Origin of the sequence: Xanthomonas chitinilytica, assembly GCF_026107455.2 — a bacterium.
In the GTDB taxonomy this organism is placed as follows: domain Bacteria; phylum Pseudomonadota; class Gammaproteobacteria; order Xanthomonadales; family Xanthomonadaceae; genus Stenotrophomonas; species Stenotrophomonas chitinilytica.
In genome coordinates, this window is the sequence record NZ_JAPCHY010000001.1 from 315639 (window position 1) to 342068 (window position 26430).

Annotated in this window: 22 protein-coding genes; 15 read left to right on the plus strand and 7 right to left on the minus strand. The window is 70.6% G+C overall.

What is annotated here, in order from left to right:
* Window positions 1-42 precede the first annotated feature (42 nt).
* Window positions 43-1437: a CehA/McbA family metallohydrolase domain-containing protein gene (locus tag OK345_RS01405; protein ID WP_265126109.1), complete on the plus strand. Its 1395-nt coding sequence runs from the start codon at window positions 43-45 to the stop codon at window positions 1435-1437.
* Window positions 1438-1476: 39 nt separating this feature from the next.
* Here OK345_RS01405 and OK345_RS01410 read toward each other — a convergent pair whose 3' ends face one another.
* Window positions 1477-2979, minus strand: a complete 1503-nt coding sequence (locus tag OK345_RS01410; RefSeq protein WP_265126110.1) for an aldehyde dehydrogenase — start codon at window positions 2977-2979, stop codon at window positions 1477-1479.
* Window positions 2980-3119: 140 nt separating this feature from the next.
* Between OK345_RS01410 and aptA the strand changes: the two genes are divergently transcribed.
* The 11 genes from aptA to OK345_RS01465 all read left to right on the plus strand — a co-directional run bounded on the left by aptA (window position 3120) and on the right by OK345_RS01465 (window position 15639).
* Complete coding sequence (aptA, locus tag OK345_RS01415; protein ID WP_265154826.1) at window positions 3120-4481, plus strand: omega-aminotransferase AptA; 1362 nt, start codon at window positions 3120-3122, stop codon at window positions 4479-4481.
* A 32-nt stretch (window positions 4482-4513) separates the two neighbouring features.
* Window positions 4514-5629, plus strand: coding sequence for an alanine dehydrogenase (gene ald / locus OK345_RS01420; RefSeq protein WP_265126111.1), 1116 nt, complete (start codon window positions 4514-4516; stop codon window positions 5627-5629).
* A gap of 202 nt (window positions 5630-5831) precedes the next feature.
* Window positions 5832-6713 (plus strand): ParB N-terminal domain-containing protein, encoded by an 882-nt coding sequence (locus tag OK345_RS01425; RefSeq protein ID WP_265126112.1) that lies wholly within the window; start codon window positions 5832-5834, stop codon window positions 6711-6713.
* Window positions 6714-7090: 377 nt separating this feature from the next.
* Window positions 7091-7732 (plus strand): DUF5671 domain-containing protein, encoded by a 642-nt coding sequence (locus OK345_RS01430; protein WP_265126113.1) that lies wholly within the window; start codon window positions 7091-7093, stop codon window positions 7730-7732.
* On the plus strand, window positions 7729-8160 hold the full coding sequence (locus OK345_RS01435) for a hypothetical protein (RefSeq protein ID WP_265126114.1): 432 nt from the start codon (window positions 7729-7731) through the stop codon (window positions 8158-8160). The genes OK345_RS01430 and OK345_RS01435 overlap by 4 nt, the downstream gene beginning before the upstream one ends.
* Window positions 8161-8218: 58 nt before the next feature.
* Window positions 8219-9523, plus strand: coding sequence for a DUF445 domain-containing protein (locus tag OK345_RS01440; protein ID WP_265126115.1), 1305 nt, complete (start codon window positions 8219-8221; stop codon window positions 9521-9523).
* 59 nt (window positions 9524-9582) lie between these two features.
* Window positions 9583-9978, plus strand: a complete 396-nt coding sequence (locus OK345_RS01445) for a hypothetical protein (RefSeq protein WP_265126116.1) — start codon at window positions 9583-9585, stop codon at window positions 9976-9978.
* A 1024-nt stretch (window positions 9979-11002) separates the two neighbouring features.
* Window positions 11003-13240 carry a TonB-dependent siderophore receptor gene (locus OK345_RS01450; RefSeq protein ID WP_265126117.1) on the plus strand — a complete coding sequence of 746 codons (2238 nt, stop codon included), beginning with the start codon at window positions 11003-11005 and terminating at the stop codon, window positions 13238-13240.
* Window positions 13241-13343: 103 nt separating this feature from the next.
* A complete protein-coding gene (locus OK345_RS01455) occupies window positions 13344-13682 on the plus strand; it encodes a DUF3649 domain-containing protein (RefSeq protein ID WP_265126118.1) in 339 nt (112 codons plus the stop codon).
* Window positions 13679-15313 (plus strand): PepSY-associated TM helix domain-containing protein, encoded by a 1635-nt coding sequence (locus OK345_RS01460; protein WP_265126119.1) that lies wholly within the window; start codon window positions 13679-13681, stop codon window positions 15311-15313. The genes OK345_RS01455 and OK345_RS01460 overlap by 4 nt, the downstream gene beginning before the upstream one ends.
* On the plus strand, window positions 15310-15639 hold the full coding sequence (locus OK345_RS01465; RefSeq protein WP_265126120.1) for a DUF3325 domain-containing protein: 330 nt from the start codon (window positions 15310-15312) through the stop codon (window positions 15637-15639). Before OK345_RS01460 ends, OK345_RS01465 begins: the two co-directional genes overlap by 4 nt.
* A gap of 824 nt (window positions 15640-16463) precedes the next feature.
* Here OK345_RS01465 and rlmKL read toward each other — a convergent pair.
* Window positions 16464-18602: a bifunctional 23S rRNA (guanine(2069)-N(7))-methyltransferase RlmK/23S rRNA (guanine(2445)-N(2))-methyltransferase RlmL gene (rlmKL, locus tag OK345_RS01470; protein ID WP_265126121.1), complete on the minus strand. Its 2139-nt coding sequence runs from the start codon at window positions 18600-18602 to the stop codon at window positions 16464-16466.
* Between the two features lie 156 nt (window positions 18603-18758).
* A complete protein-coding gene (locus OK345_RS01475; RefSeq protein ID WP_265126122.1) occupies window positions 18759-19298 on the minus strand; it encodes an alpha/beta hydrolase in 540 nt (179 codons plus the stop codon).
* A gap of 51 nt (window positions 19299-19349) precedes the next feature.
* Here OK345_RS01475 and OK345_RS01480 point away from each other — a divergent pair, with 51 nt between their 5' ends.
* A complete protein-coding gene (locus OK345_RS01480; protein WP_265126123.1) occupies window positions 19350-19922 on the plus strand; it encodes an N-acetylmuramoyl-L-alanine amidase in 573 nt (190 codons plus the stop codon).
* Window positions 19923-20052: 130 nt separating this feature from the next.
* On the opposite strand, the gene gorA is transcribed toward OK345_RS01480, so the two are convergent.
* The 4 genes from gorA to OK345_RS01500 form a co-directional block, all read right to left on the minus strand.
* Entirely contained in the window at window positions 20053-21417 is a 1365-nt protein-coding gene (gorA, locus tag OK345_RS01485; RefSeq protein ID WP_265126124.1) for a glutathione-disulfide reductase, read from the minus strand.
* Window positions 21414-22664 (minus strand): NAD(P)/FAD-dependent oxidoreductase, encoded by a 1251-nt coding sequence (locus OK345_RS01490; protein ID WP_265126125.1) that lies wholly within the window; start codon window positions 22662-22664, stop codon window positions 21414-21416. Before OK345_RS01490 ends, gorA begins: the two co-directional genes overlap by 4 nt.
* A gap of 9 nt (window positions 22665-22673) precedes the next feature.
* On the minus strand, window positions 22674-23897 hold the full coding sequence (locus OK345_RS01495) for a DUF418 domain-containing protein (RefSeq protein WP_265126126.1): 1224 nt from the start codon (window positions 23895-23897) through the stop codon (window positions 22674-22676).
* A gap of 123 nt (window positions 23898-24020) precedes the next feature.
* On the minus strand, window positions 24021-24500 hold the full coding sequence (locus OK345_RS01500) for an FKBP-type peptidyl-prolyl cis-trans isomerase (protein WP_265126127.1): 480 nt from the start codon (window positions 24498-24500) through the stop codon (window positions 24021-24023).
* Window positions 24501-24611: 111 nt separating this feature from the next.
* Between OK345_RS01500 and OK345_RS01505 the strand changes: the two genes are divergently transcribed.
* Window positions 24612-25136 carry a C40 family peptidase gene (locus OK345_RS01505; RefSeq protein WP_265126128.1) on the plus strand — a complete coding sequence of 175 codons (525 nt, stop codon included), beginning with the start codon at window positions 24612-24614 and terminating at the stop codon, window positions 25134-25136.
* A gap of 106 nt (window positions 25137-25242) precedes the next feature.
* Complete coding sequence (locus OK345_RS01510) at window positions 25243-26022, plus strand: C40 family peptidase (RefSeq protein ID WP_425510934.1); 780 nt, start codon at window positions 25243-25245, stop codon at window positions 26020-26022.
* The last annotated feature ends 408 nt before the right edge of the window (window positions 26023-26430 follow it).

Sequence of the window (26430 nt, forward strand, 5' to 3'; positions counted from 1 at the left end):
CCGGCAACCGCGGCCGCGCCTGACGGACTGGAGAAGAATCCAATGCGCCCGATGCATCCCCTGCTGCCGGCCACGCTGATCGTGGCCTTCATGATCTGGCCGAACCCGGCCCAGGCCGCCGATGCGGACGAGGGCCGCCGCTGGCTGGCCGGCGACCACCACGTGCACAGCGAATGGAGCGTGGACTGGGACGTGTCCACCTCGCCGCCGCGGCCGGTCCGCGGCGGCGATTCGCCCTACACCCGTTCCCGCAACGCACGGCAGGCGCTGGCCCATGGCCTGAGCTGGATGGTGCACACCGACCACGGCGGCCCCGGCCACTCGCGGGTGACCCGCGACCATGCCTGGCCCGCCCTGCTGCAGGCAAGACGCGAGGTACCGGCGCTGATCCAGTTCAACGGCATGGAATTCGACGTGCCCGCGGGCGAGCATGCCACGCTGATCGTCGTGCCCGGGCCGGAAGAACGCGACCGGCTGGTCGCGATCGAGCGCGACTACGGCCGCAGCGAACCGCTCGAACCCGATGTCCGCGACCAGGAGCAACAGATGCTCGACGTGCTGGCGCACATGCAGGCGTTGCCGTCGCCGCCGTTGATGTTCGTCAACCACCCCTCGCGCACCGCCACCGGTCCCGGCCGCTGGGGCAAGGTGGAACCGGCGGAACTGCGCGCCTGGCACGATGCCGCGCCGCGCGTGCTGGTCGGCATGGAGGGCGCTCCCGGCCACCAGGCCTCCGCCCGCCGCGGCCTGTACCGGAACGACGACGCCCCCACCTACGGCGGCTTCGACCGGATGACGGCCGAAACCGGGGGCGTGTGGGACGCGATGCTGGCCGAAGGCCGGCGGTTCTGGATCACGGCCACTTCGGACTCGCACGTGAACCTGCGCGATGGCGGCGGCGATTTCGACCCCGGCGAATACAGCAAGACCTACGTCTGGGCACGGCACGATGCCGGCGACATCCTGGACGGCATGCGCGAAGGCAGGATGTTCGCGGTGACCGGCGACCTGATCGATGCGCTGGAACTGGAAGTGCGCGCCGCCGGCGGCGCGCACGACGGCGCCGGCATGGGCGGCACGCTGAGCCTGCCCGCGGATGCCGCGATGCGGGTGGAACTGCGGGTGCGGCAGCCGGCGCAGCCGAACTTCAACGGCCAGCACCCGGCGCTGCGCCACATCGAGCTGATCGCGGGAACCGAAGGCGACCAGGACGCGCCGCGGATGCAGGTGAAGCGCTTCGGCCCGGACGACTGGAACAACCAGGGCCAGTGGCGGTCGCTGTCCTGGGAACTCCCGGCGCCGGGGCGTACCGCCTTCGTGCGCGCACGGGGCACGAGCGCCGCCGAGGCGACGCCCGCGGCCGACGTGCCCGGCGAAGACCCGTGGCAGGACCTGTGGTTCTACTCCAACCCGGTATTCGTGGAGGTCGCGCACTGAGCCGGGTGGGTCGGCCGGCCCGGCGCGAGGGCATGCGCTTCAGCCCCCCAGGTTGATCCAGGTCGCCTTGATCTCGGTGTACTTGTCGAAGGCGTGCAGCGACTTGTCGCGGCCGTTGCCCGACTGCTTGTAGCCGCCGAACGGGGCGGTCATGTCGCCGCCGTCCCAGTAGTTGACCCAGACGCTGCCGGCGCGCAGCCGGCGGGCGACGCGGTGGGCACGGGAGATGTCGCGCGTCCACACGCCCGCCGCCAGCCCGTACTCGCTGTCGTTGGCCATGCGCAGGGCCTGTTCCTCGCTGTCGAAGGTGATCACCGACAGCACCGGGCCGAAGATCTCCTCGCGTGCGATGGTGTGCCCGGGCGCCACCTCGTCGAACACGGTCGGCTCGAGGTAGCAGCCGCCGGCCACCACGTCCGCCCGCTTGCCGCCCAGCAGCAGGCGGGCGCCCTCCTCGCTGCCCCTGGCGATGTAGCCGAGCACGCGCGCGGTCTGCGCCTCGTCCACCATCGCGCCCATCGCCGCGTCGGCCTCGAACGGATGCCGCGGCTGCATGCGCCGGCCGTGCGCCACCACCCGCGCCACGAATTCCTCCTTGATCGAGCGCTCCACCAGCAGCCGCGAGGCGGCGGTGCAGACCTCGCCCTGGTTGTAGAAGATGCCGCCGGCCGCCGCCTCGGCCGCACGGTCCAGGTCGCGGGCATCGGCGAACACGATGTTCGGGCTCTTGCCGCCGCATTCCATGTAGGCGCGCTTCATGTTCGACAGCCCGGCGCACTGCAGCAGCCGCCTGCCCACCGCGGTGGAGCCGGTGAACACCAGCCCGTCCACGTCCATGTGCAGCGCCAGCGGTTCGCCGGCGCCCTTGCCGCTGCCCGGCACCACGTTGAACACGCCGTCGGGGATGCCGGCCTCGGCCGCCAGCGCGGCGAAGCGGATCGCGCTCAGCGGCGACTTCTCCGACGGCTTGAGCACCACCGAGTTGCCGGTGGCCAGCGCCGGGGCGATCTTCCAGGCCGCCATCAGCAGCGGGAAATTCCACGGCACGATCGCGCCGACCACGCCCAGCGGTTCGCGGGTGACCAGCCCCAGTTCGTCCGGGCCGGTGGGGGCGATCTCGCCGTACACCTTGTCCACCGCCTCGGCGGTCCAGGACAGGCAGCGGATCACTGCGGCGATGTCGACCCGGCGCGCGTCGGCCACCGGCTTGCCCATGTCCAGCGTCTCCAGCAGCGCCAGTTCGTCGGCGTGCCGCTCCACCAGCTGCGCCAGCTTCAGCAGGACCTTCTTGCGGTGCGTGGGCCGCGCCTGCGCCCATGCCCCGGCCTCGAAGCTGCGCCGCGCCGCGGCCACCGCGCGGTCGATGTCGGCCTGCGCGCCGTCGGCCACCGCGCCGAGCACGCGGCCGTCGATCGGGCTGACGCAGTCGAAGGTGGCGCCGGAAACCGCATCCACGTAGCGGCCGTCGATGAAGGCGCGGGTCTGGATGTCCAGGCGCTCGGCCTGCTGCTGCCATTCGGCGCGGGTGCGGGATACGTTCATGGCTGGGGTCCGGGTGCGGCGTCGCAGCGATGGTACGCCGGCGGCGCGTCGCCCCGGCGTGTGCGCCGGCAGTGCACGCGCTTCGCACCGTCGTGCCGCCGCTGATGTAGAGTTTTTCGAGCTGCCCGCAGGAGCGTCCGATGCGCAACGACGAGTTTCCCGCCGCGTTCCCACCCGGCCAGGCCACCGCGATGCCCGGATCGCTGGAGGCGTTCTGGATGCCGTTCAGCGCCAACCGCCAGTTCAAGGCGGCGCCGCGGCTGCTGGCCAGCGCCTCGGGCATGCACTACCGCGACGTCGACGGCCGCCAGATCCTGGACGGGGCCGCCGGGCTGTGGTGCTGCAATGCCGGGCATGCCCGCGAGCGCATCGTGCAGGCGGTGCAGCGGCAGGTGGCCACGCTCGATTTCGCGCCCAACTTCCAGATGGGCTCGCCGCTGCCGTTCGTGCTGGCGCAACGGCTGGCAGCCATCGCCCCGGACGGACTGGACCACGTGTTCTTCGCCAACTCCGGCTCCGAGGCGGTGGACAGCGCGATGAAGATCGCGCTGGCCTGGCACCGGCTCCGCGGCGAGGGCCAGCGCACCCGCTTCATCGGCCGCGAGAAGGCCTACCACGGGGTCGGCTTCGGCGGCATCTCCATCGGCGGGCTGCCCAACAACCGCAAGTGGTTCGGCCCGCTGCTGCCGGGCGTGGCGCACCTGCGGCACACCCTGGACATCGACCGCAACGCCTTCAGCCGCGGGCTGCCGGCGCACGGTGCGGAACTGGCCGACGACCTGGAACGGCTGATCGCGCTCAACGACGCCTCCACCATCGCCGCGGTGTTCGTCGAGCCGGTATCCGGCTCGGCCGGGGTGATCCTGCCGCCGCAGGGCTACCTGCAGCGGCTGCGCGGGATCTGCGACCGCCACGGCATCCTGCTGGTGTTCGACGAGGTCATCACCGGCTTCGGCCGGGTCGGCCATGCGTTCGCGGCGCAGCGCTTCGGCGTGACCCCGGACATGATCACCTGCGCCAAGGGCCTGACCAACGGCACCGTGCCGATGGGCGCGGTGCTGCTGTCCGGCGCGATCCACGATGCCTTCATGCAGGGCCCGCCGGAAGCGATCGACCTGTTCCACGGCTACACCTACTCCGGCCACCCGCTGGCCTGCGCCGCGGCCCTGGCCGCGCTCGACACCTATGCCGAGGAAGGTCTGTTCGAGCGGGCGCTGGAGCTGGGCGACTACTGGCAGGAGCGCATCCACGCGCTGAAGGGCCTGCCCAACGTGATCGACATCCGCAACTTCGGCCTGATCGGCGCGGTGGAGCTGGCGCCGCGCCACGGCGCGCCGGGCAGCCGCGGCTACGAGGTGTTCGAGCGCTGCTTCCGCGAGGGCGACCTGCTGGTGCGCGTCACCGGCGACACCCTCGCGCTGTCGCCGCCGCTGATCGTCGAGCGGCCGCAGATCGACCGCATCTTCGACGTGCTCGGCGCCATGATCCGCGCCACCGCCTGAGCCGCCCCCCATTCCATCCGAGGAAACACCCAATGCTGATCGGCGTCCCCAGGGAAATAAAGAACCACGAATACCGCGTCGGCCTGACCCCGGCCGGCGTGCGCGAGCTGGCGGCCCATGGCCACCACGTGCTGGTGCAGCGCGGCGCCGGCCAGGCGATCGGGCTGGCCGACGCCGACTACGAGGCCGCCGGCGCGCAGCTGGCCGACGATGCGGCCACGGTGTTCGCCCGCGCCGAGATGATCGTCAAGGTCAAGGAACCGCAGGCGGAGGAATGCGCGATGCTGCGTCCTGGGCAGGTGCTGTTCACCTACCTGCACCTGGCGCCCGACCCGGCGCAGACCCAGGCCCTGCTCGCCTCCGGCTGCACCGCCATCGCCTACGAGACCGTCACCGATGGCCGTGGCGGCCTGCCGTTGCTGGCGCCGATGAGCGAGGTGGCCGGACGCATGGCGATCCAGGCCGGCGCGCATGCGCTGGAGAAGGCGCAGGGCGGCTCGGGCGTGCTGCTGGGCGGCGTACCCGGGGTGGCGGCCGGCGAGGTGCTGGTGCTGGGCGGCGGCGTGGTCGGCATCAACGCCGCGCGCATGGCGATGGGCCTGGGCGCGCGGGTGACGGTGCTGGACCGCTCGCTGGAGCGGCTGAGGCTGCTGGACGAGCTGTACGGCCCGCAGCTGGCCACCGTCTATTCCACCCGCGACGCGATCGAGGCGCGGCTGCCGCAGTCGGACCTGGTGATCGGCGCGGTGCTGATCCCCGGCGCCGCCGCGCCCAAGCTGGTCACCCGCGCGCAGCTGGCGCTGATGCGGCCCGGCTCGGTGCTGGTGGACGTGGCCATCGACCAGGGCGGCTGTTTCGAGACCAGCCGCCCCACCACCCACCAGGCCCCGACCTACGAGGTCGACGGCATCGTCCACTACTGCGTGGCCAACATGCCCGGCGGCGTCGCCCGCACTTCCACCTTCGCGCTCACCAACGCCACCCTGCCGTTCGTGCTGGCGCTGGCCAACAAGGGCGCGCAGCAGGCGCTGCTGGACGATGCCGATCTGCGCAACGGCCTCAACGTCCATGCCGGCCGGCTCACCCACCGCGCGGTGGCGCAGGCGCTGGGCTACGACTACGTGCGCGCGACCGACGCGCTGGGCTGAAGCCGCGGCGCGAACGGCCCCACCGCAGCCACATTGCGGGGATGGACACGGCTGCCGGATCCGGTGGCCGCCAGACCGGTATATCCGGCCTCGACATCGCGATGGCAGCCTCGCCGGCCCCGACGGCCGGCACCGCGATGCGGACGCGGCGGGCGCCGCTCACTACAATGCCGCCCCCACGTTTCATCGGCTCCCGGATTGCATGGACATCGTCGTCAACGAAGAACTCAAGGCCTACATCGACCCGCTGACCGCCGAGGAGCATGAATCGCTCGAGCGCAGCATCCTGGCCGAGGGCTGCCGCGATGCCCTGGTGCTGTGGGGCAACGTGCTGATCGACGGCCACAACCGCTACGGCATCTGCAGCAAGCACGGCATCCCGTTCAACACCGTGCAGAACACCCGCTTCCAGTCGATGGAGGACGTGCACCTGTGGATGATCGAGCAGCACCTGGGCCGGCGCAGCGTGTCCGACTTCCAGCGCGGCGTGCTGGCCCTGCGCAAGCGCGCGATCCTGGAAGCCCGTCACCGCGCCGAGCAGGAGCAGCTGCGCCGGGAAAGCGAGGGCGAGGCGCCCGCCGCCGAAGCCGCCGCCGGCGACGCCACCGACACCCCGCCCTGGGAGCCGGCGCCCAAGCTCAGCAAGGCCGACCTGGCGCGCGAGGCCAAGCTCAGCGCCAGCCAGGTGACGATGATCGAAAAGATCCACAGGCAGGCCGCACCGGAGGTGGTGGAGGCGGTCAAGGCCGGCGAGATCTCGATCAGCGCCGCCGCGGTGGTGGCCAGCCTGCCCGAGGAAGAGCAGCGCGCCGCCGCGCTGGCCGGCAAGGACGAACTGAAACAAGCCGCCAAACGCGTACGCGAATCGCGGCGCAAGCCACGCCCGGCGGCGCAGGTGGACACGGACACCGGCGATAGCGGGGCGGCCGAGGCACCCGCAGGCGTGGCCGATGGCGGCAACGACGGCGAACTGCAGGCCCTGCGCCAGCGCGTGGCCGAGCTGACCCGGGAAAACGCGTCCCTGCGCGAGCAGCTGGCGGCGTTGCGGGCGCAGATGCAGGAAGCGGAACCGGCTGCGGGCTGAGCGCTGCCGGAAAGGTTCGCCGTCCCTGTGTGGGAGGCACTCTTCAACGGCCTGCGGGCTGGTCACCCAGCGACTTCCGCACGGACGAGGCAACCGCCCGGGAAAACGACCGGGCTTCGCCAGCGCTGCGGGAAAACCCACGGGTGGCCAGCCCCTGGCGCTGTCACGGGGCGTTCCCCACACGGGCATGACCTTGGAGAGCTGGCGCGGAAGTCGCACCTCCCCGGCTCCAGGGCTCATGACCAGGAAGTCCTCCGGTCAGCAGCGTACTTGCGCGGAGGCAACGGCAAGGCTTCCATCGACGACTCCCCCGCTTCGCTTGTGGCACAGCCGCCGCAACGTCTACCCTGCGCGCAGCAAACCACCAGGGAGCGGTCATGGCATCGGGATCGCAGGAACTTGAAATCTTCGTGCGCGAGGCGCTGCTTCGCGGCCAGACCCGGCACGACATCCAGCAGGCGCTGGCCGCGGCCGGCTGGAGCGAGGAGCAGACCCGCAGCGTGCTGGGTGCCTACGCCGACGTGCCGTTCCCGGTGCCGGTTCCCAAGCCGCGCGCCTCGCTCTCCGCGCGCGAGGCGTTCCTGTACCTGGTGCTGTTCAGCACGCTGTACTTCGCCGCCTTCAACCTCGGCAGCCTGCTGTTCAGCCTGATCGAACTGGCGCTGCCCGACCCGGCCGAAGCCGAGCGCTACATCTACACCCGCGCCTCCATCCGTTGGGCCACGGCTGCGGTCATCATCGCCTTCCCGGTGTTCGCGTTCGTTTCCCGCCACCTCGCCCGCGAGGTGGCGCGCCATCCGATCAAGCGGCTGTCGCCGGTGCGCCGCTGGCTGACCTACCTGACCCTGTTCGTGGCCGCCTGCATCCTGATCGGCGACCTGACCACCCTGCTGTACAACCTGCTCGGCGGCGAACTGAGCGTGCGCTTCGTGCTCAAGGTGCTGGTGGTCGGCGCCATCGCCGGCACCGCGTTCGGCTACTACCTGTGGGACCTGCGCCACGAGGAGACGGAGGCATGAGCCGGCGCCCGGTGGGAGCCTGGCTGCTGTGGCTGGCCGGGCTGGCGGTCGCCGCCGCCGTGGTCGCCGCCCTGCTGGTGATGGGCTCGCCGCAGCAGCAGCGGCAGATCCGCCTGGACATCGTCCGCGCCGACAACCTGGCCACCCTGCAGATCGCGGTGCGCGACTACTGGCGCGAGCACCAGCGCCTGCCCGAAAGCCTGGCCGAACTGGCCGCCCGCCCCGGCGTACGGCTGCCGCTGGACGATCCCGGCGGCCATCCGCCCTACCGCTACCGCGTGGTCGATGCCGGGCGCTTCGAACTGTGCGCCACCTTCGCCACCGACACCGCCAGCAAGCGCGGCCAGGGCTACCGGGTCCGCCGCGACTGGCCGCACGGCAGCGGCGAACACTGCTTCGTGCGTACCGTCCGCGAATCGCGCGACTGACGCCGCGGCGACCGCGCGCAACGACGGCACCGCCATCGCCCCTGCGTAAACTGCCGGCATGGACCTTCCCGCCGATCCCTCCGCCAGCGTCGATCCGCGCCGCGCGCAGCTGCGCCGGCTCAAGCTGACCGCGCTGGCCATGCTGGCCGCGATGCTGGCCGGCTTCGTCGTCAGCCACCTCAACGGCGAGCGCGGCCTCTGGGCCTGGGTCGCCGCCTTCTGCGAGGCCGCCGCGGTCGGCGCGCTGGCCGACTGGTTCGCGGTGGTCGCGCTGTTCCGGCGCCCGCTGGGGCTGCCGATCCCGCATACCGCGATCATCCCGCGCAGCAAGGCGCGCATCGCCGACAGCCTGGCGGTGTTCGTGCGCGACCATTTCCTCGAACCGCAGGCGCTGCTGGCCAAGCTGAAGGTGTTCGACCCCGCCACCCGGATGGGCCAGTGGCTGGCGCAGCCGCAGCAGTCGAAGATGCTGGCCGACATGGCGCGCGGCTGGGCGATGCAGGCGCTGGACCTGCTGGACGAGGCGGCCGTGCGCCGCGCCATCCAGACGTTCGTGGTCGAGCAGCTGCGCAAGTGGAACGCGGCCGGCACCGCCGGCGAACTGCTGGGCCTGCTGACCGCCGACAACCGCCACCAGCGCGTGCTCGACGAAGGCCTGCGCCGGATCGGCGACTGGCTGGGCAACGAATCGGTCAAGCAGCGCGCCTCGGCCCTGATCGTGCGCTACATCCGCAAGGAATGGCCCAAGCTGGCCAGCACCGTGGACTGGGTCAAGCCGATCGACGAGATCGGCGACACCCTGGCCGAGCGGCTGGCGCGCGCGGCGCTGGAGGAACTGCAGGAAGTGCTGTCCGAGCCCGGGCATCCGCTGCGCCAGGACTACGCGCAGTGGCTGGGCGACTACATCCAGCGGCTGCGCCACGACCCCGACCTGGCCGCGCGGGTGGACCGCATCAAGCAGCAGGTCATCGAGCATCCCGCGGTGCAGGACTACGTGCAGGGCCTGTGGCAGCGCATCCACGACGCGCTGCGCGAGGACCTCTCGCGCCCGGACTCGGTGCTGGCCGCGCACCTGGAGCGCAGCCTCGTCGCGCTGGGACATTCGCTGGAACGCGACCCGGCGCTGCGCGATGCGCTCAACCAGCACATGCTGGCCGGCGCGGAGAAACTGACGCTGCGCCTGCGCAGCGGCGTCACCGACCACATCGCGCAGACCGTCAAGGGCTGGGACGAGCGCAAGCTGGTCGAACAGCTGGAACTGAGCGTCGGCCGCGACCTGCAGTACATCCGCTTCAACGGCACCCTGGTCGGCGGGCTGATCGGCCTGCTGCTGCACGCGCTGACCGGCTGGCTGCGCTTCTGAGCCCCCCGCTGACCTGTGACGGCCGTTGCATTATGCTCGGCACACTCAGGGGGAATTCGATGAAACGGAAGCTGCTGGTATTGGCTGTCTGCGGGCTGGCTGGCGATGCCTGGGCGCAGCGCGTCTACAAGTGCGTCAACGGTACGGAAACCATCTACCAGTCGCTGCCGTGCCCGGCCGAGCAGGACACCGGAATCACCCGCAAGGTGGTCTCCGATCCCCGCCTCAGCTACGAGGAGCGCTACCGCAACGAGCTGATGCTGCGCCAGGCGCGGGCACGCATGCAGGCCGATGCCGGCCGTGGCCAGCCTGCGATCCGCGGTTCGGTGATCGACGGCTCGGCCGATCCGGAACGCTGCGAGGACGCCCGCTGGCGCCGCGACCTGGCCAAGACCTTCGGTCGCCCGGAAACGGCCAGCCTGGAAAAGTCGGTCCACGAGGCCTGCCGCCCCTGAGCGGCCGGCCGGGGCCACGCACGGCCTGGCCCAATGGCGGAAACCGCCGGCAGCGCGGCGGTGCCTGCCGCCATCGATCGACAGCGATCAACCCTACCGCCTGCTTCCGCGCAGGCGTAGTGCTGTCCGGAAAGCGGCCTGCCCCGTGACGTCGTCGTCGGCGTTGCGCTCCTGCCCTCGCCGGAATCCGGATCGCAACCAGGATGCCGGGGTCTTCAGCGTCCCCGCGAGACGCGTTTCGACAGTCGAACTACCTTTCGACGCCAGGGCGTTCCGCAACAGCCGGGCGGCTGGTCATGGCTGATCGGGTGGAAAGCGCGTTGGCATGGGCACGGGGAGGGCCAGGCAGCCGACTCCCAACGACTTCCCTGCCCTCTCTCCACCGTCATCCCCGCGCAGGCGGGAACCCGGGGACTTCCGTGCAGACGAGGCAACGGCTCCGGAAAACAGCCGGGTTTCATCCGGCATTGCAGGCAAGTCGCCGGGTGACCAGCCATTCGGCTGTCGGGAAACACGTCCCGCCTGCGCGGGGATGACGAACGGGAAGAGTCCGCGAACCGGTCGGCCATGACCCACCATGACCGGCTCCGGCCGTTGCGGAACGCCCTGCCCGTCGAAAGGCCTTCGCCCGCCAAGCGCTTCCCGCCCGTGCGGGACGACGACAACCTCCTGCCCGCAGGCTCCGGCCCCGCACTGTTCGCGAGACGCCGGCATGCCGCAACGCACGCCGGCGATGGCGCAAGACAGCTTCGCAATGGCCACGATGCATTGCGGCATCAAATGATAATGACTATCATTAACGGGATCAGCCCGGCATCTTTCCCGCGCCTTCGCGGCGTGCAGATCCCCAGCCCTGCGAACCCACCGAGCCTTCGGCCACGGTGACTCGCCCATCGCTGTTTCTGCCATGCCGCCACATCAGTGGAAGCTGCCGTTTTCGCCCGACCGGGAGAAATGCCATCGCATCTTGCAGCCACCGGCTGCCGACATGGGTCGTCCCTTTTCCAACGGAACCACCCACGCCATGTCCCGTACCCCTCTCCCCCTCCCCCGTCGCCATGCCCTGGCCCGTTCGCTGGCCGCCGCCTGCCTGCTGACCGCACTGGCCCCCGCCCTGGCCGAGACCGCTCCCGCCGACGCCGCGACCACGCTCGACGCGGTCCAGGTCAAGGCCGACCGCGAGCTCTCCGACTCCTACACCGTCAGGCAGGCCAACACCGCGACCCGGCTCGACCTGTCGCTGCGCCACACCCCGCAGTCGGTCACCGTGGTCACCCGCCAGCGGCTGGACGACATGGGCCTGACCAGCCTGTCCGACGTGATGGGCCAGGTCACCGGCGTGGCGGTGTCGGTGACCGACAGCGAACGCATCAACTACGTCTCGCGCGGCTACAACATCAACAACTTCCAGGTCGACGGGATGCTCAACACCTTCGGCGGCTACGTGAAGACCAACACCGACAGCGTGATCTACGAACGCATCGAAGTGGTGCGCGGCGCCACCGGCCTGACCACCGGTGCCGGCGATCCGTCGGGCACCATCAACTTCGTGCGCAAGCGCCCGACCGACGAATTCGCGATGGGCGCCAACCTGACGCTGGGGCGCTGGGGCAACCGCCGCCTGGAAGCCGACCTCGGCGGCCCGGTCGCGCTCGACGGCAGGATCCGCGCGCGGGTGGTTGCGGCCAAGCAGCAGAGCGATTCGTTCCGCGACGTCTACCAGCTGGACAAGGACATCTTCTACGGCATCGTCCAGGCCGACCTGGGCGAGCACACCCTGCTCGAGGCCGGCTACGAGTACCAGTCGCCCTACACCACCGGCGTGACCTGGGGCGTGGTGCCGTACTGGGGCGCGGACGGGCAGCCGGCCAACCTGCCGCGCTCGACCAACCTGTCGGCGACCTGGAGCGCGTGGCCGATCGTGGAGAAGACCGCCTTCGCCCGCCTGCAGCACGACTTCGGCAACGAGTGGTCGGTCAAGGCCGCCTTCACCCGCTCCAGGCGCGACACCCAGGGCAGCGTCTGGTACGGCGCGTCCGGCTATCCGCGCGCGGACGGCAGCGGCGTGGTCGCCTACATCGGCCAGTTCGGCGAACGCGGCGACATGCAGGTGGCCGACCTCAACCTCGGCGGCCCGTTCCAGCTGTTCGGCCGCGAGCACGAACTGGTGTTCGGCTTCGGCCAGTCGGTGCGCAAGGGCGAAGTACCGGCCACCGACTACGACCTGTCCATGCCCGGCTACGACCAGGTGCCGGACTGGCGCCACTGGACCGGCGACGTCGCCCCGTTCCCGGTGACCCGGCTGGGTTACCTGCAATCGCGCGACGAACTGCGCCAGCGCGCCGCCTATGTCGCCGCGCGCCTGCAACTGGCCGACCCGCTGCTGGCGGTGCTCGGCGCCCGCTACGGCAGCTGGGAAACGCGCAGCTGGAACTATGCCCACGACGACGCCGGCAACCTCACCGGCACCACCCGCGGCGGCTACAAGCCGGACGATTCGCTGACCCCGTACCTGGGCCTGGTCTACGACTTCAGCCGCCACTTCAGCGGCTACGTCAGCTATACCGACATCTTCCAGCCGCAGAACTACCGCGACAAGAACAACAACTACCTCGACCCGGTGGTCGGCGACAACTGGGAGGCCGGCATCAAGGGCGCCTTCTTCGACGGCCGCCTGAACACCTCCGCGGCGGTGTTCAAGGGCGAGAAGGACAACGTCGCCGAGCTCGACGACTCGGTGCCGGAGAACTCGCTGCCCGACGGCAGCAGTGCCTATCGCTCCACCGGCAAGGGCAACAAGGTCGAGGGCTGGGAGCTGGAGGCGCAGGGCAGCATCGGCGAGCACTGGAACCTGTCGGCCGGCTACACCCACGCCAGGATCGAGAACCGGCTGGGCGTGCGCCAGAACACCACCACCCCGCTCAACCTGTTCCGGCTCAACGCCAGCTGGCGTCCGGGCGGCAGCGACGGCCGCTTCTGGCTGGGCGGCGGCGCCACCTGGCAGAGCGAGATCTGGCGCAACAGCACCAAGCCGGCGGCCGACTACCTGACCACCGGCCGCACCGAGAGCGCACGCATCACCCAGGACGCCTTCTACCTGCTCAACCTGTCGGCCGGCTGGCGCTTCGACGAGAACGTCTCCGCGCAGCTGAACATCAACAACCTGCTGGACAAGGCGTACTACAACAACGTCGGTTTCTACAACGGCGTGTACTGGGGCGAACCGCGCAACGTGATGCTGACCCTGCGCTGGAAGCTCTGATCCCCCGATCGGGACGATGGCCGGCGATCGCCGGTTCCGGCCAGGGATGGCCCCCGTTCACCGCGCTGCCGGTCGTGCCGGCAGTGCCATTACCGCCCCCGCAATGAAGGTTCCCTTGGACAGCACGCATAACGCCAGCGCCCGACTCCACCGTCTCGGCCAGTTCTTCGCCCGCCCCTGGCTGGGGGTGCTGTCGCGCAGCCTGGCCGCGATCTTCGGCGGCTATGCATTGGCGGCCACTTCCTCGGCATTCATCGCGCTGGCGTTGCCGATGGCCCGCAGCCAGGCGGTGCTGACCGGCATGCTGGTGGCCATCGTGCTGTGCGCCTGCGCCGCGCTGTGGGCCTTCGCCACCCGCACCGCGCTGCGCGCGTGGGCCGGCATCGCGCTGCCGGCGCTGCTGTTCTGGCTGGGCGCGCGCCTGCTGGGAGCCGGCGCATGAAGAACGGCTTCCGCCAGTCGATGGCCTGGCTGCACACCTGGACCGGCCTGCTGGTGGGCTGGTTGCTGCTGCTGATCTTCATGGCCGGCACCGCCAGCTACTACCGCGAGGAGATCAGCCGCTGGATGCGGCCGGAACTGCCGCGCACCACCGTCGCCAGCGAGGTCGCTGCCGAACGCGCGGTGGCGTTCCTGCAGCGCAAGGCGCCGCAGGCCGAACTGTGGAGCGTCACCCTGCCCGACCCGCGCAACCCGGCCATGCGCATGTTCTGGCGCAACCCGGAAAGCATGGTGCAGCCGCCGCCCGAAGGCGGCAAGCGCCGTCGCCGCGGCGGCGGCCGCTTCGGCGACGCCACCCTGGACCCGTCCACCGGGCAGGAGATCAGCGCGCGCGAGACCCGCGGCGGCGACTTCTTCTACCGCCTGCATTTCGATCTGCACTACATCCCGGTGCTGTGGGCGCGCTACATCGTCGGCTTCTGCGCGATGTTCATGCTGGTGGCGATTATCACCGGCGTCATCACCCACAAGAAGATCTTCAAGGACTTCTTCACCTTCCGCCCGGAGAAGGGCCTGCGCTCGTGGCTGGATTTCCACAACGTCAGCGCGGTGATGGCGCTGCCCTACCACGCCATGATCACCTACACCGGCATCGTCACGCTGATGTTCATGTACCTGCCGTGGGGAGTGAAGGCGGCCTACCCCAACGACGAGGACGCGTTCTTCAACGAGGCGTTCGGCGGCATGGCCGAGGTCCGCGAAGCCGCGCCCGGCAGCGCCGCGCCGCTGCCGGTGCGGCAGCTGCTCGACAGCGCGCGCGCGCAATGGCGGGGCGCGGAGATCGCCGGCTTCAGCGTGCACCACCCGGGCAACGCCAACGCCGCGATCGACATCCGCCAGCGCGACGGCAGGCGCCTGTCGATCGACACCCCGGCCCTGCGCTACGACGCCGTCAGCGGCGAGCTGCTGGAACGCAGCCCCGCGCCGGGCGGCGCCTCGCAGACCCGTGGCGTGATGTACGGCCTGCACCTGGCCCGCTTCGCCGACTGGGGGCTGCGCGCGCTGTTCTTCGTCTCCGGCCTGGTCGGCTGCCTGATGGTCGCCAGCGGCGTGGTGCTGTGGGCGGTGAAGGAACGGCCCAAACACGCCAAGTCCGGCAGGACCGGCTTCGGGCTGCGGCTGGTGGATGCGCTCAACATCGGCGCGGTGGCCGGCCTGCCGATCGCCTTCGCCGCCTATTTCTGGGGCAACCGGCTGCTGCCGGTGGGCATGGCCGGACGCGCCGCGGCCGAGGCCGACGTGTTCTTCTACGCCTGGGCGGCGGCGCTACTGGCCGCGTTCGCATGGCCGAAGCGGATGATGTGGGCCTGGCAGCTGTACCTGGGCGCGGTGCTGTTCGCGCTGATCCCGCTGCTCAACGCGCTCACCACCCATGCCCACCTGGGCGTCACCCTCGCCAGCGGCGACTGGGTGCTGGCCGGCTTCGACCTGTCCATGGTCGCCTTCGGCGCCTGCCTGGCCGTCTGCGGCTGGCGCATGCAGCGCTGGCAGCCGCCGCTGAGCGCGGCCGAGAAGAAGCGCCGCCAGCAGGCCGCCGCGACCCCGCCGGTCGGTGCGGGAGAAGCGGCATGACCGCGCTCGCCATCGCGCTGGCGTATTCCGGCTTCACCGCGCTGTGCCTGGCGATGGAGAAGCACCAGCTGGAGTTGTACGGCAAGCAGCGCGCCGGCGCGCAGCGGATGCGGGCCTGGCGCATCGTCGGCTGGACGCTGCTGGGCATCGCCTTCGCCGGCTGCGTGCACGACACCGGCTGGGGCCTGGGCCCCGTGGTCTGGCTGGGCGCGCTGACGGTCAGCGGGCTGTTCCTGGCCTACGCCCTGCTGCCCTACCGGCCGCGCTGGATCGCGCCGCTGGCCTGGACGCTGCCGGTCATCGGGCTGGCCGTGGCGTTGCTTTGACCGCAGGAGCGACGGAAGTCGCGAGGCCATGGTTCTTCCCGCTCGAAGCGACCCGAGTTCCCGGCAAGAGCCATCCCTTCGGACTTCGCCTTGGACCGACGATACGGACCTGTCATGCATCCTGCTTCGCGACTCACGTCGCTCCTGCGAAGAGCAGGGCTTTTGTAGGAGCGACGCAAGTCGCGAAGCCGTCGCTCTTTCAGGTCGAAGCGATCCCGGCGTGCCGGTGGGAGCGACGCCGCCGAGCTGCACCATGGCCGGGCGATATCGGCCCGTCATGCCGCCCCGGTGTCGCGACTCACGTCGCTCCTACAAAGAGCGTGGCTTTTGTAGGAGCGACGTAAGTCGCGAGGCCGTCGCTCCTTCAGGTCAAAGCGGTCCCGGCGTGCCGGTGGGAGCGACGCCGCCGAGCTGCAGCATGGCCGGGCGATATCGGCCCATCGTGCCGCCCCGGTGTCGCGACTCACGTCGCTCCTACAAAGAGCGTGGCTTTTGTAGGAGCGACGCAAGTCGCGAGGCCGTCGTTCTCCCCGGTCGAAGCGATCCCGGCGTGCCGGCGGGAGCGACGCCGCCGAGCTGCAGCATGGCCGGGCGATATCGGCCCGTCATGCCGCCCTGGTGTCGCGACTCACGTCGCTCCTACAAGGAGCGTGGCTTTTGTAGGAGCGACGCAAGTCGCGAGGCCGTCGCTCTTTCAGGCCGAAGCGGTCCCGGCGTGCCGGCGGGAGCGACGCCGCCGAGCTGCAGCATGGCCGGGCGATATCGGCCCCTCGTGCCGCCCCGGTGTCGCGACTGACGTCGCTCCTGCAAAAGTGGCGGCGGGTTCAAACGCGCCGCAGCTCCCAGGCGCGGTGGATGCGCGCGTTGCGCTCGAAATCCGGGCCGATGGTCTGTGCCGATATCTCGCGGCAGTCGGCGAACTCGGCGATGGCGTTCTCTTCCAGCTTGAAACGGCGGAAGTTGTTGGAGAAATACAGCACGCCCTCGGGCGTGAGCCGCGCCACCGCTGCGCGCAGCAGCCGCACGTGCTCGCGCTGGATGTCGAAATCATCGGCGCGGGCCGAGTTGGAGAACGTCGGCGGATCGCAGAAAATCACGTCGTAGCGGTTCTTCTCCGCCTCCAGCCAGGTCACCGCGTCGGCCTGCACCAGCCGGTGCTGGGCGCCGCCCTTGCCGTTGAACGCCAGGTTGTCGGCGCACCACTGCAGGTAGGTGCCGGACAGGTCGACGCTGGTGGTGGAATCGGCGCCGGCCACCGCTGCCTGCACGCTGGCCACGCCGGTGTAGCAGAACAGGTTGAGGAAGCGCTTGCCGCGCGCCTGCTGCGCCATGTGCCGGCGCAGCGGGCGGTGGTCCAGGAACAGCCCGGTATCGAGATAGTCGAACAGGTTGACCCGCAGCAGCGCATCGTTCTCGCGCACCACGACGAACTCGCCGCGCTGCTCGAAGCGGCCGTACTTGCTGCCGCCCTTGCCGCGCTCGCGCGATTTCAGCGCGACCTGCTCGGCCGGCACCTGGAACACCTCGCGCGCGGCGGCCAGCAGTTCGTTGCGGCGGCGGCGCACGTCGGCATCGGGAATCGCAGCCGGGGCGGCATATTCCTGCACGTGCAGGAAGGTGCGGGCCTTGCCGCCGTCCTCCTGGTAGACGTCGATGGCCGCGGCGTATTCGGGCAGGTCGGCGTCGTAGGCGCGGTAGCAGGTCACGTCCTCGCGCGCACGCCAGTTCTTGAACTTCCGGATGTTTTTGCGCAGCCGGTTGGCGACCATCTGCGCGCCTTCGCTCAGTTCGCGCGGCTGGCCGGCGTCCTCGCGCTGCGGCACCGCGATCGGGTCGCAGACGATCAGCGCGCATTCGATGGCGCCGTTGAACAGCTGGTACTTCTTGCCGGCGCGCAGGCCGGTGGCGAACGCCAGCTCGGCGCTGCCGCACAGCAGGCTGGCCCGCCACTGCGGCACCGCGCGCCTGAGCGCGTCGCCCAACCGCCGGTACAGCGCGGCATCGGCGGCCAGGCGCTCGTCGTAGGGCGGATTGCAGACCACGCAGCCGCTTGCCTGCGGCGGCACCTGCACTTCGGCAACGTCGCGCACGCCGAACCAGATCGCCTCGGCCACGCCGGCCACTTCGGCGTTCTCCTTCGCCGCACGGATCGCATGCGGGTCGATGTCGCTGCCGTGGATCACCTGCTTCAGCGCGGCGCGGCCGCTGGCCTCGCGTTCGCGCGCCTCGGCCATCAGCTCCTTCCAGCCGTCGCGGTCGAAGCCCAGCCAGCGGCTGGGCGGAATGCTGCCGTGGCGCTGCAGGCCCGGGGCGACGTCGGCGGCCATCAGTGCGCCTTCGATCAGCAGCGTGCCGCTGCCGCACATCGGGTCGAGCAGGCCGCCGCCCTCGGCGTGGATCTTCGGCCAGTTGGCGCGCAGCAGCACCGCCGCGGCCAGGTTCTCCTTCAGCGGCGCCTCGTTCTGCGCCATGCGCCAGCCGCGCCGGTGCATCGGCCCGCCGCCCAGGTCGATCGAGATCGTCGCCCGGCCCTTGCGCAGCGACAGGTTGATGCGCACGTCCGGGAACTCGACGTTCACCGACGGCCGCTCCAGCCCCTTCTCGCGCAGGCTGTCCACCACCGCGTCCTTGACCCGCTGCGCGGCGAAGCGCGCGTGGGTGATCGCGGTGCCGGACACGTGCGCGTCCACCGCCAGGGTCAGGTCGGGGCTCAGGTGCCGGTCCCACGGCAACGCCGCCACGCCCTGGTACAGCGCGGCTTCGTCCGGGCAGTCGAACTCGGCCAGCGGCCACAGCACGCGGCTGGCCAGCCGCGACCACAGCACCACGCGCTGCGCATCGCGCAGCCCGCCCTCGGCATTGACCCCGGCGATGGTGGCGGTGGCCTTGGCCAGGCCCAGCGCCGACAGTTCGTCGGCAAGCAGGTATTCCAGGCCCTTGGCGCAGGAAACGAAGAATTTCACGGGATGACGATCACGGGGACGGCGCGCGGTGCCGGGGCGCACATTGTACGGGCCAGCCGCGTGGGGGCGTTGCAGGAGCGACGCTGGGTGGCCTCGGGCCATCAGTCGCGACCGGGGTATTCCGGTAGAGAGCCCCGGTCGCGACTGACGTCGCTCCTACAGCCGCTCCTGCAGTTGCCGCAGCAGCGCCTCGAATTCCCGTGCCGAGGTGTCGACGTGGTCCATCAGCCGGTGGCTGTCGTCGACCAGCAGCAGCCGTACCGAACGTCGTTGCGCCCAGGCGATGACCTCGGCCGCCGGGATCAGCTCGTCGTGCCAGGCATGCACCACGCTGGTCGGCACCGGCGCGACGTCCAGCGCCGGCATCGGCCCCATCGTGGTCGGCGGCACCATCAGGAACAGTCCGCGCACCGGGACCTGCAGCGAGGCGATGGCCGAGATGTAGGCCCCGAGGCTGGAACCGGCCAGCACCACCGGGCCGCGCTCGGCCGCCGCGCCGGCCAACCCGACCAGGCGCTGCAACCGCTCCGGCACGTCGCCGACGCGGCTGACCGCATGGCGGGCATCCAGGTCGGTGTAGTCGGGGCGCTCGTGGGTCCAGCCCAGGCGCTCGGCCACCGCGGCCAGCGCGGTGACCTTGGTGGCGTCCGGGCCGCTTTCGAAACCATGGGAAAGGATGCAGTGGCCACGGCTCATCGTGGCATGGCGGGGGCAATCGAAGTCATGCGCGAATGCTAGCATCCACGCATGCCGCAGACCCTGCTTCCGCCGCCGATCCGGCTCTCGCCGCTGCCCTACGAATCGAAGCTGCTGCCGCGCGCGATCGCCGACATCGACCTGGTGGTGATCCACTGCACCGAGCTGCCGGACCTGGCGATGGCCCGCGAGTACGGCGAGCGCGTGCTGTACGACAGCGGCACCGGCAACAGCGGGCATTACTACATCGACCGCGACGGCAGCATCCACCAGTACGTGGACGTGGCGCGCACCGCCCACCACGTGCGCGACTTCAACCCGCGCTCGCTCGGCATCGAACTGGTCAACCGCGGGCGCTACCCGCACTGGCTGGATTCGCGCCACCAGGCGATGGACGAGGCCTACCCCGCCGCGCAGATCGATGCGTTGCTGGCGCTGCTGCGCTGGCTGCCGCAGGCGCTGCCTTCGCTGCGCTGGATCGCCGGCCACGAGGAACTGGACACCACCCTGGAAACCGCCAGCGACGATCCCGCGCTGCGGGTGCCGCGCAAGCGCGATCCCGGGCCGCGCTTCCCCTGGCCGCAGGTGCTGCAAGCCATCGCCCTGCGGCCGCTGCCGCGCTGAGCGGTCGCCGGCGCCCCGGCGCCGATGACGGCAGCGCCATCAACGCATTCCCGCAGGCCGCAATGCGGCGACCGCCCTCCTGGCAGCGCCCGCCTTCGCCGGCACCGGGAATGGCCGCGCGGCCAGGCGCTCAGCGCATCAGCACCACTTCCTCGGCCGAGGTCGGGTGGATCGCCACGGTCTCTTCCAGCTGGCGCTTGTTCACCCCCAGCTTCAACGCCACCGCGAACCCCTGCAGGATCTCGTCGGCGCCCTCGCCGAGCAGGTGGATGCCGACCACTTTTTCGTCCTCGCCGGCACACACCAGCTTGAACAGGCTGCGCTGCGGCACGTCGGCCAGCGCCCGCAGCATCGGCCGGAAGTTGGCACGGTAGACACTGACCCGGTCGTGCTGCCGGCGCGCCTCGTCCTCGCCCAGCCCCACCTGCCCCAACGGCGGGTGCGAGAACACCACGCTGGCGATGTTGTCGTAGTCCAGCTTCGCCTCCGGCTCGCCGCCGAACAGGCGGTCCATCAGCCGTCGCGCGGCGGCGATCGCCACCGGCGTCAGCCCGACCTTGCCGGCCACGTCGCCCACGGCATGGATGCTGGGCACCGAGGTGGTCTGGTACTCGTCCACCACGATCTCGTCCTTCTCGCCGATCCCGATGCCCAGCGCTTCCAGCCCGAGGTCGGCGCTGTTGGGGCGGCGCCCGGTGGCGAAGAACACCTGGTCGAACTCGCACTCGTGCGGACCGTCGTGGCCGATCGCGCGTACCCGCCCGGTTGCGCCCTGCTGCAGTTCGCGCAGGCGATAGCCGAAATGCAGCCGCACGCCCTGCTGGTGCAGGTTTTCGGCCAGTTGCTGCGCCAGCTCGGCGTCGAACCGCTCCAGCAGCCGCGACCCGCGCACCAGCAGGCTGACCTGGCTGCCCAGCGCCTGCAGCAGGCCGGCCAGTTCCACCGCGATGTAGCCACCGCCGACGATGGCCACCCGCTCCGGCGCCTGCCGCAGGTTGAAGAAATCGTCCGAGACCAGGCCCAGTCCGGTGCCGGGAATGTCCGGGCGCAACGGATGCGCGCCGGTGGCGATGACGATCTGTCCGGCGCTGAGGCGGATGCCGTCGCTGCATTCCACCGTGTGCGCGTCGACCAGCCGGCCGCGACGCGGCACCCGCACCACGCCGATCTCGTCCAGCCGCCGCAGGTAGCTGGCATGGATGCCGGCGATGTAACGCTGGCGGTGCACCACCAGTTCTTCCCACGCCAGCCGCGGCCGCGCCGGCACGTCGAAGCCCATCGCCGACGCCAGCTCGATCCTGCCGGCCAGGTCGGCCGCCAGCCACATCGCCTTCTTCGGCACGCAGCCGGCATTGACGCAGGTGCCGCCCAGTTCGTCCGGCTCCAGCAGCGCCACGCGGGCGCCGTGGTGGACCGCGCGGAACGCCGCCGCCAGGCCGCCGGAACCACCGCCGAGCACCACCAGGTCGTAGTCGTGGCTGCCGTTCGCATTCATTGGAAACGCTCCGCCCGGTAGGGTGCCGGATCGATCGCGGGCACCTGCCCGGTGATGAGGTCGGCCATCAGTTGTCCGCTCGCACAGCTCATGCTGATGCCGAGCATGCCATGTCCGGCCGCGAGCCAGACGTGAGGATGCCGCGGCGAACGCCCGAGCACCGGCATGTCGTCCCAGGTCATCGGCCGCCAGCCGAACCAGCGCTCCTGCACCACCTCGCCCAGCGGTTGGTGCAGGTATTGCCGCGCGGCGTGCTCCAGCGCGCCCATGCGGGCCGGGTTGAGGCGGCCGTCGTGGCCGGAGAATTCCATGGTGCCGCCCAGCCGCAGCGCCCCTTCCCAGGCGATCACGAATACCGAACGGTCCTTGAGCACCACCGGCCGGCTCGGCACCCGCGGCGGCCGGCTGCAGGTGATCGAATAACCCTTGCCGGCCTGTACCGGCAGCTTCACCCCGAGCATCGCCGCCAGCCGTGGCGACCACGGGCCGGTGGCCAGCACCAGCTCGCGGCCGCGGCGCTCGCCGAGCCGGGTCCGCACCCGCACGCCGTCGGCATCGGGATCGAACGCTTCGACTTCGCACTGTTCCTCGATCGCCACGCCGCGCGCGTGCAGCACACGCGCCAGTTCGGCGGTGTAGCGGTCCGGCCGCAACCGCGCATCGCCGGGAAAACGGATCGCGCCCACCACGCCGTCGCGGAACGCCGGCTCCTGTTGCAGGTATTCGCGCCCGTCGACGATCTCGGTAGCGATGCCCAGTTGCTGCAGCGCCTCGCATTCGGCCGCGTGCAGTTCGAAGTTGCGCGGCTGGCGGAACACGTAGTCCAGCCCCTCCTCGCCGAACTCGCAGTCCAGCCGGTAACGCCCGACCCAGTCGGCCAGCCGCTGCCGCGAATCGTTGAGCAGCGCCGCGCGGCCGCGCGTGCTCTGCAGCCAGTCATGGCGGTTGCAGCGCGCGGCGAAGCGCAGCAACCAGCGCCACAGCGCCGGGTCCAGCCGCGGCGGGATGTACAGCGGCGCCTGCGGCGACAGCATCCAGCGCAGCGCGCGCAGCGGCACGCCCGGCGCCGCCAGTGGCGGCGCATGGCTGGGAGTGATGGTGCCGCAGTTGCCGTGCGAGGTGCCGCCGCCGACGCGGCCGGCCTCCAGCAGGCGCACGCTGCGCCCGGCTTCGGAAAGCGCCAGTGCCGTGGCCAGGCCGATGGCGCCGGCACCGATGATCAGGACATCGTCGCGAGGGGGATTCACCGCCACAGTCTATGCCTGCGCCGGCGCCCGCCTCCGCATCGGCGGCCAGCGCAGGTAGGTCGCCGCGCGCCACAGCCATTCCAGCGGCCCGAACTGGAACCGGCGCAGCCAGCAATGGCTCAGCAGCACCTGCACGACGAACAGCGCCGCCGCGAAAGGCAACTGCCACGCCCGCGGCATCCGCTCGAACCAGCCCAGCCCGTAGCCGTAGAACACGAAGGTGCATACCAGCGATTGCGCCACGTAGTTGGTCAGGGCCATGCGCCCGGCCGGCGCCAGCCACCGCAGCGCCGCGCGCCAGCGCACCAGCCAGCCCAGGTAACCCAGGCACATCAGCAGCCCGGCCAGGGCCGAAAGCGCGTAGGTCGCCGCCAGCGGCAGGTCGAAACGCCCCGGCGCCAGCCATGGATCGCGCCAGACGCTGCCCAGCATCAGCGCCAGCCCCAGCGGCAGCGCGACCCAGCGCAGGCAGGCGAACAGGCGCCGGTGCCGTTCCGGGTCGGCGATGGCGCCGCTGCGCACGAACCATGCGCCGAGCAGGAACATCCCGAAGATCTCCGGCCCGACCACCAGCAGCCCCTGCAGCGCGGCCGCCACGTCGCGCGCACGCTGCACGAAGGCCTCGGACCAGCTGCCATGTCCGTAGGCCTGGCGTTGCGCCTCGATCTTCTGCATCGCCAGCACGACGCCTTGTTCGGCATCTTCCGGCGCCAGCGCCGACAGCGACAGCAGCGCCGCCAGCACCAGCATCAACGCCGGCCCCGCCAGGTACGATGCGGTCCCCAGCGCCGGCAGCCAGCTCCGTGGCGCTTCGCGGAAGGGCGGCAGGAACAGCGACAGCAGCGCATAGGCCACCAGGATGTCGCCGGACCAGACCAGCAGCGCGTGCGCCAGCCCGATGCAGAGCAGGACCAGGCTGCGACGCAGGTACAGCGGCGAGAACTCGCGGCCGGCCGCCGCGGCCCGCTGCGCCATCACCGCAAAGCCCATGCCGAACAGCAGCGAGAACAGGGTGAAGAACTTGCCCTGCACGAACACATAGACCAGCGCGTCGGCCCAGTGGTCGGCGCCCTGCCAGCGCGGGTCGATGCCGGTGAACGCCAGGTCCATCGGGCCGCCGAAGGCCTCCATGTTCATCAGCAGGATGCCCAGCAGGGCGAAACCGCGCAGCGCATCCAGCGTGGCGATGCGCTCGGCCGGTGCGACGGGCTGCAAGGCGGAAGTCGTGGTCACGGGGTCTGCGCGTGCGGAAAGGCGGCGATTAGAGCATGGAGTGCGGCCACGCAGCGCCGGCCGCAAACGCGACGGCCCGCCGAAGCGGGCCGTGCGTGGCATTCCGGTGGAGCGGAAGAGCGGTCAGTGCTGGTGGCCGCCGTCGCCGTGCACGTGGCCGTGCTGCACTTCTTCCTCGCTGGCCTCGCGCACCTCGACGATCTCCACGTCGAAGTGCAGGTCCTTGCCGGCCATCGGGTGGTTCAGGTCGACGTCGACCACGGTCATGCCGACCTTCTCCACGGTCACCGCACGCGGGCCGAAGTTGGTCTGCAGCACCACCTGCATGCCCGGCTGCAGCCGGGTGTTGCCGAAATGCTTCTTCGGCACGCGCTGGGTCATGCCGTCGCGGCGCTCGCCGTAGGCTTCCGCGGCAACCACGTCCACGCCGAAGCTGTCGCCGGCCGCCTTGTCCATCATGGCGTTTTCCAGGCCCGGGATGATGTTGCCGTGGCCGATCAGGATGGCCATGGGGTCGCGGTCCCTGGAGCTTTCGATCGGCTCCTGGCCGACTTCGGACACGGTGTAGTGGAAACGGACGACGCGGTCTTTTTCGATCTTCATTCGCAACTCTGTGGCTGTGGCTGCCCGGTGGCAGACGGTGGGACGGCTTGTCGGCCGCCGGGTACGCCGCCATCATGGCGACCTTCCAAGGTGGCGCATTATCCGGGCTCCATGCACAACACGCCAGTTTCCCCCGCTGTCCGGCTGCTGGCCGCCGCATCGCTGGCCCTGCTGCTGGCCGCCTGTGGCCATGCCCCGGTCAAGGCCCCGGTTTCCGGCGGCGGCCCGTCCTGGCCGCATGTCGCCCCGAGCAACCCGGCCGCCGCCAACGCCGTGCTGATGCGCGCCCTGGGCCTGGTCGGCACGCCCTACCGCTATGGCGGCAACACCCCCGAATCCGGCTTCGACTGCAGCGGACTGGTCAACTACGTCTACCGCGACATGCTCGACCTGCGGCTGCCGCGGACCTCGAAGGACCTGGCCGCGGTGCAGGGGCCGAAGATCGAACCGCGCAGGCTGGCCGCCGGCGACCTGGTGTTCTTCGGCAACCGCGGCCAGGTCTGGCACGTCGGCATCTACGTCGGCGAAGGCCGTTTCGTGCACGCGCCCAGCACCGGCGGGACCGTCCGCCTGGACTACCTGGACAACGACTACTGGCGCGGCCACTACAGCGGCGCGAAGCGGGTATTGCATTAATTGTGATGAATATCACAAAACAAGTAACGAATATTTAACGAAATTTGCACCTTTCACCTGCTCCCGCAGGGCATCATCGCCCATCGATTTTTTCTGTGACCGCCGCGTGACGACTGACGACCTGACTTGCCAAGGCCAGACCGCCGCCCCATTGCGAAGCGCCCGCCGCGTTTTTTGTACCCTCGCCTTCTGTGTTGCCGCACTGCCGGCATTCGCGCAGACCGCTGTTCCCGCCGACGCCGGCACCGAGATGGCAGCCGAAACCGTCGTCGCGGCGCCCGCCGCCAAGCCCGCGGGCAAGCCTGAAACCACCCGCAGCAAGGCCGACAGCGCCGCCACCGCCACCCTCGCGGCGTTGCTGCCGCACCTGGCGACCAGCGACACCATCCCGCTGATGGACCGCTCGGCGATGTTCGCCGGCGACCTGAGCCGTCTGCTCGCCAACTACGACGTGTCCCAGGGCACGGTCGCCAGCACCGAGCTGGCCGCCATCAACGAGGACGGCAAGGTGCAGTCGCTGCTGCGCCGGGCCATGACCCTGCTCGGCACCCCCTACCGCTGGGGCGGCACCTCGCCGGATGCCGGTTTCGACTGCAGCGGGCTGGTCGGCTATGTCTTCCGCACCGCGCTGGGCATCGAGCTGCCGCGCGTCTCGCGCGAGATGGCCCGCAACACCGACGCCGAGCTGATCAAGGACCGCGCCGCGCTGGCGGCCGGCGATCTGGTCTTCTTCGGCCGCAAGGGCCGGGTCGACCACGTCGGCATCTACGTCGGCGAAGGCCGTTTCCTGCACGCGCCCAGCCGCGGCAAGGACGTGCGCGTGGACACCCTGCTCAGCGGCTACTGGGGCGGGAAGTTCATGCAGGCGCGGCGCATGGACCTCTGAGGTTCCTGCCAACGCCGACTCCACGAAGGTCGCCGGCGTCATGCCCGCGGCCTTTTTCGTGGTTCTTTCCATCCCGGCCATCGCGCTGTGGCCCGGAAAGCCCGCGACCGACGTCGCTCCTGCCGGTGGCAGGACACTGTAGGAGCGACGTCGGTCGCGACGAATGCCACCGGCCGCTGCACTTCCCCGCCATGGCGACATTCCTGAACCCGGCAACCGGGGGCCCGGCACCCGCGTCGATACCGGAGGCTGTCCGGTTACCTGCGCCTGTCGCGTTATCAACTCTGTCTCGGCATCAGGATCTGCGGTATCGCGGCACTGGCAGACATTGGCAACCTCTTCATCCCGCTGCGCCGCGTGCGCGGACGGGACTGGAACCTGGCGTGGGGCGGCACGACCAACGGTTCA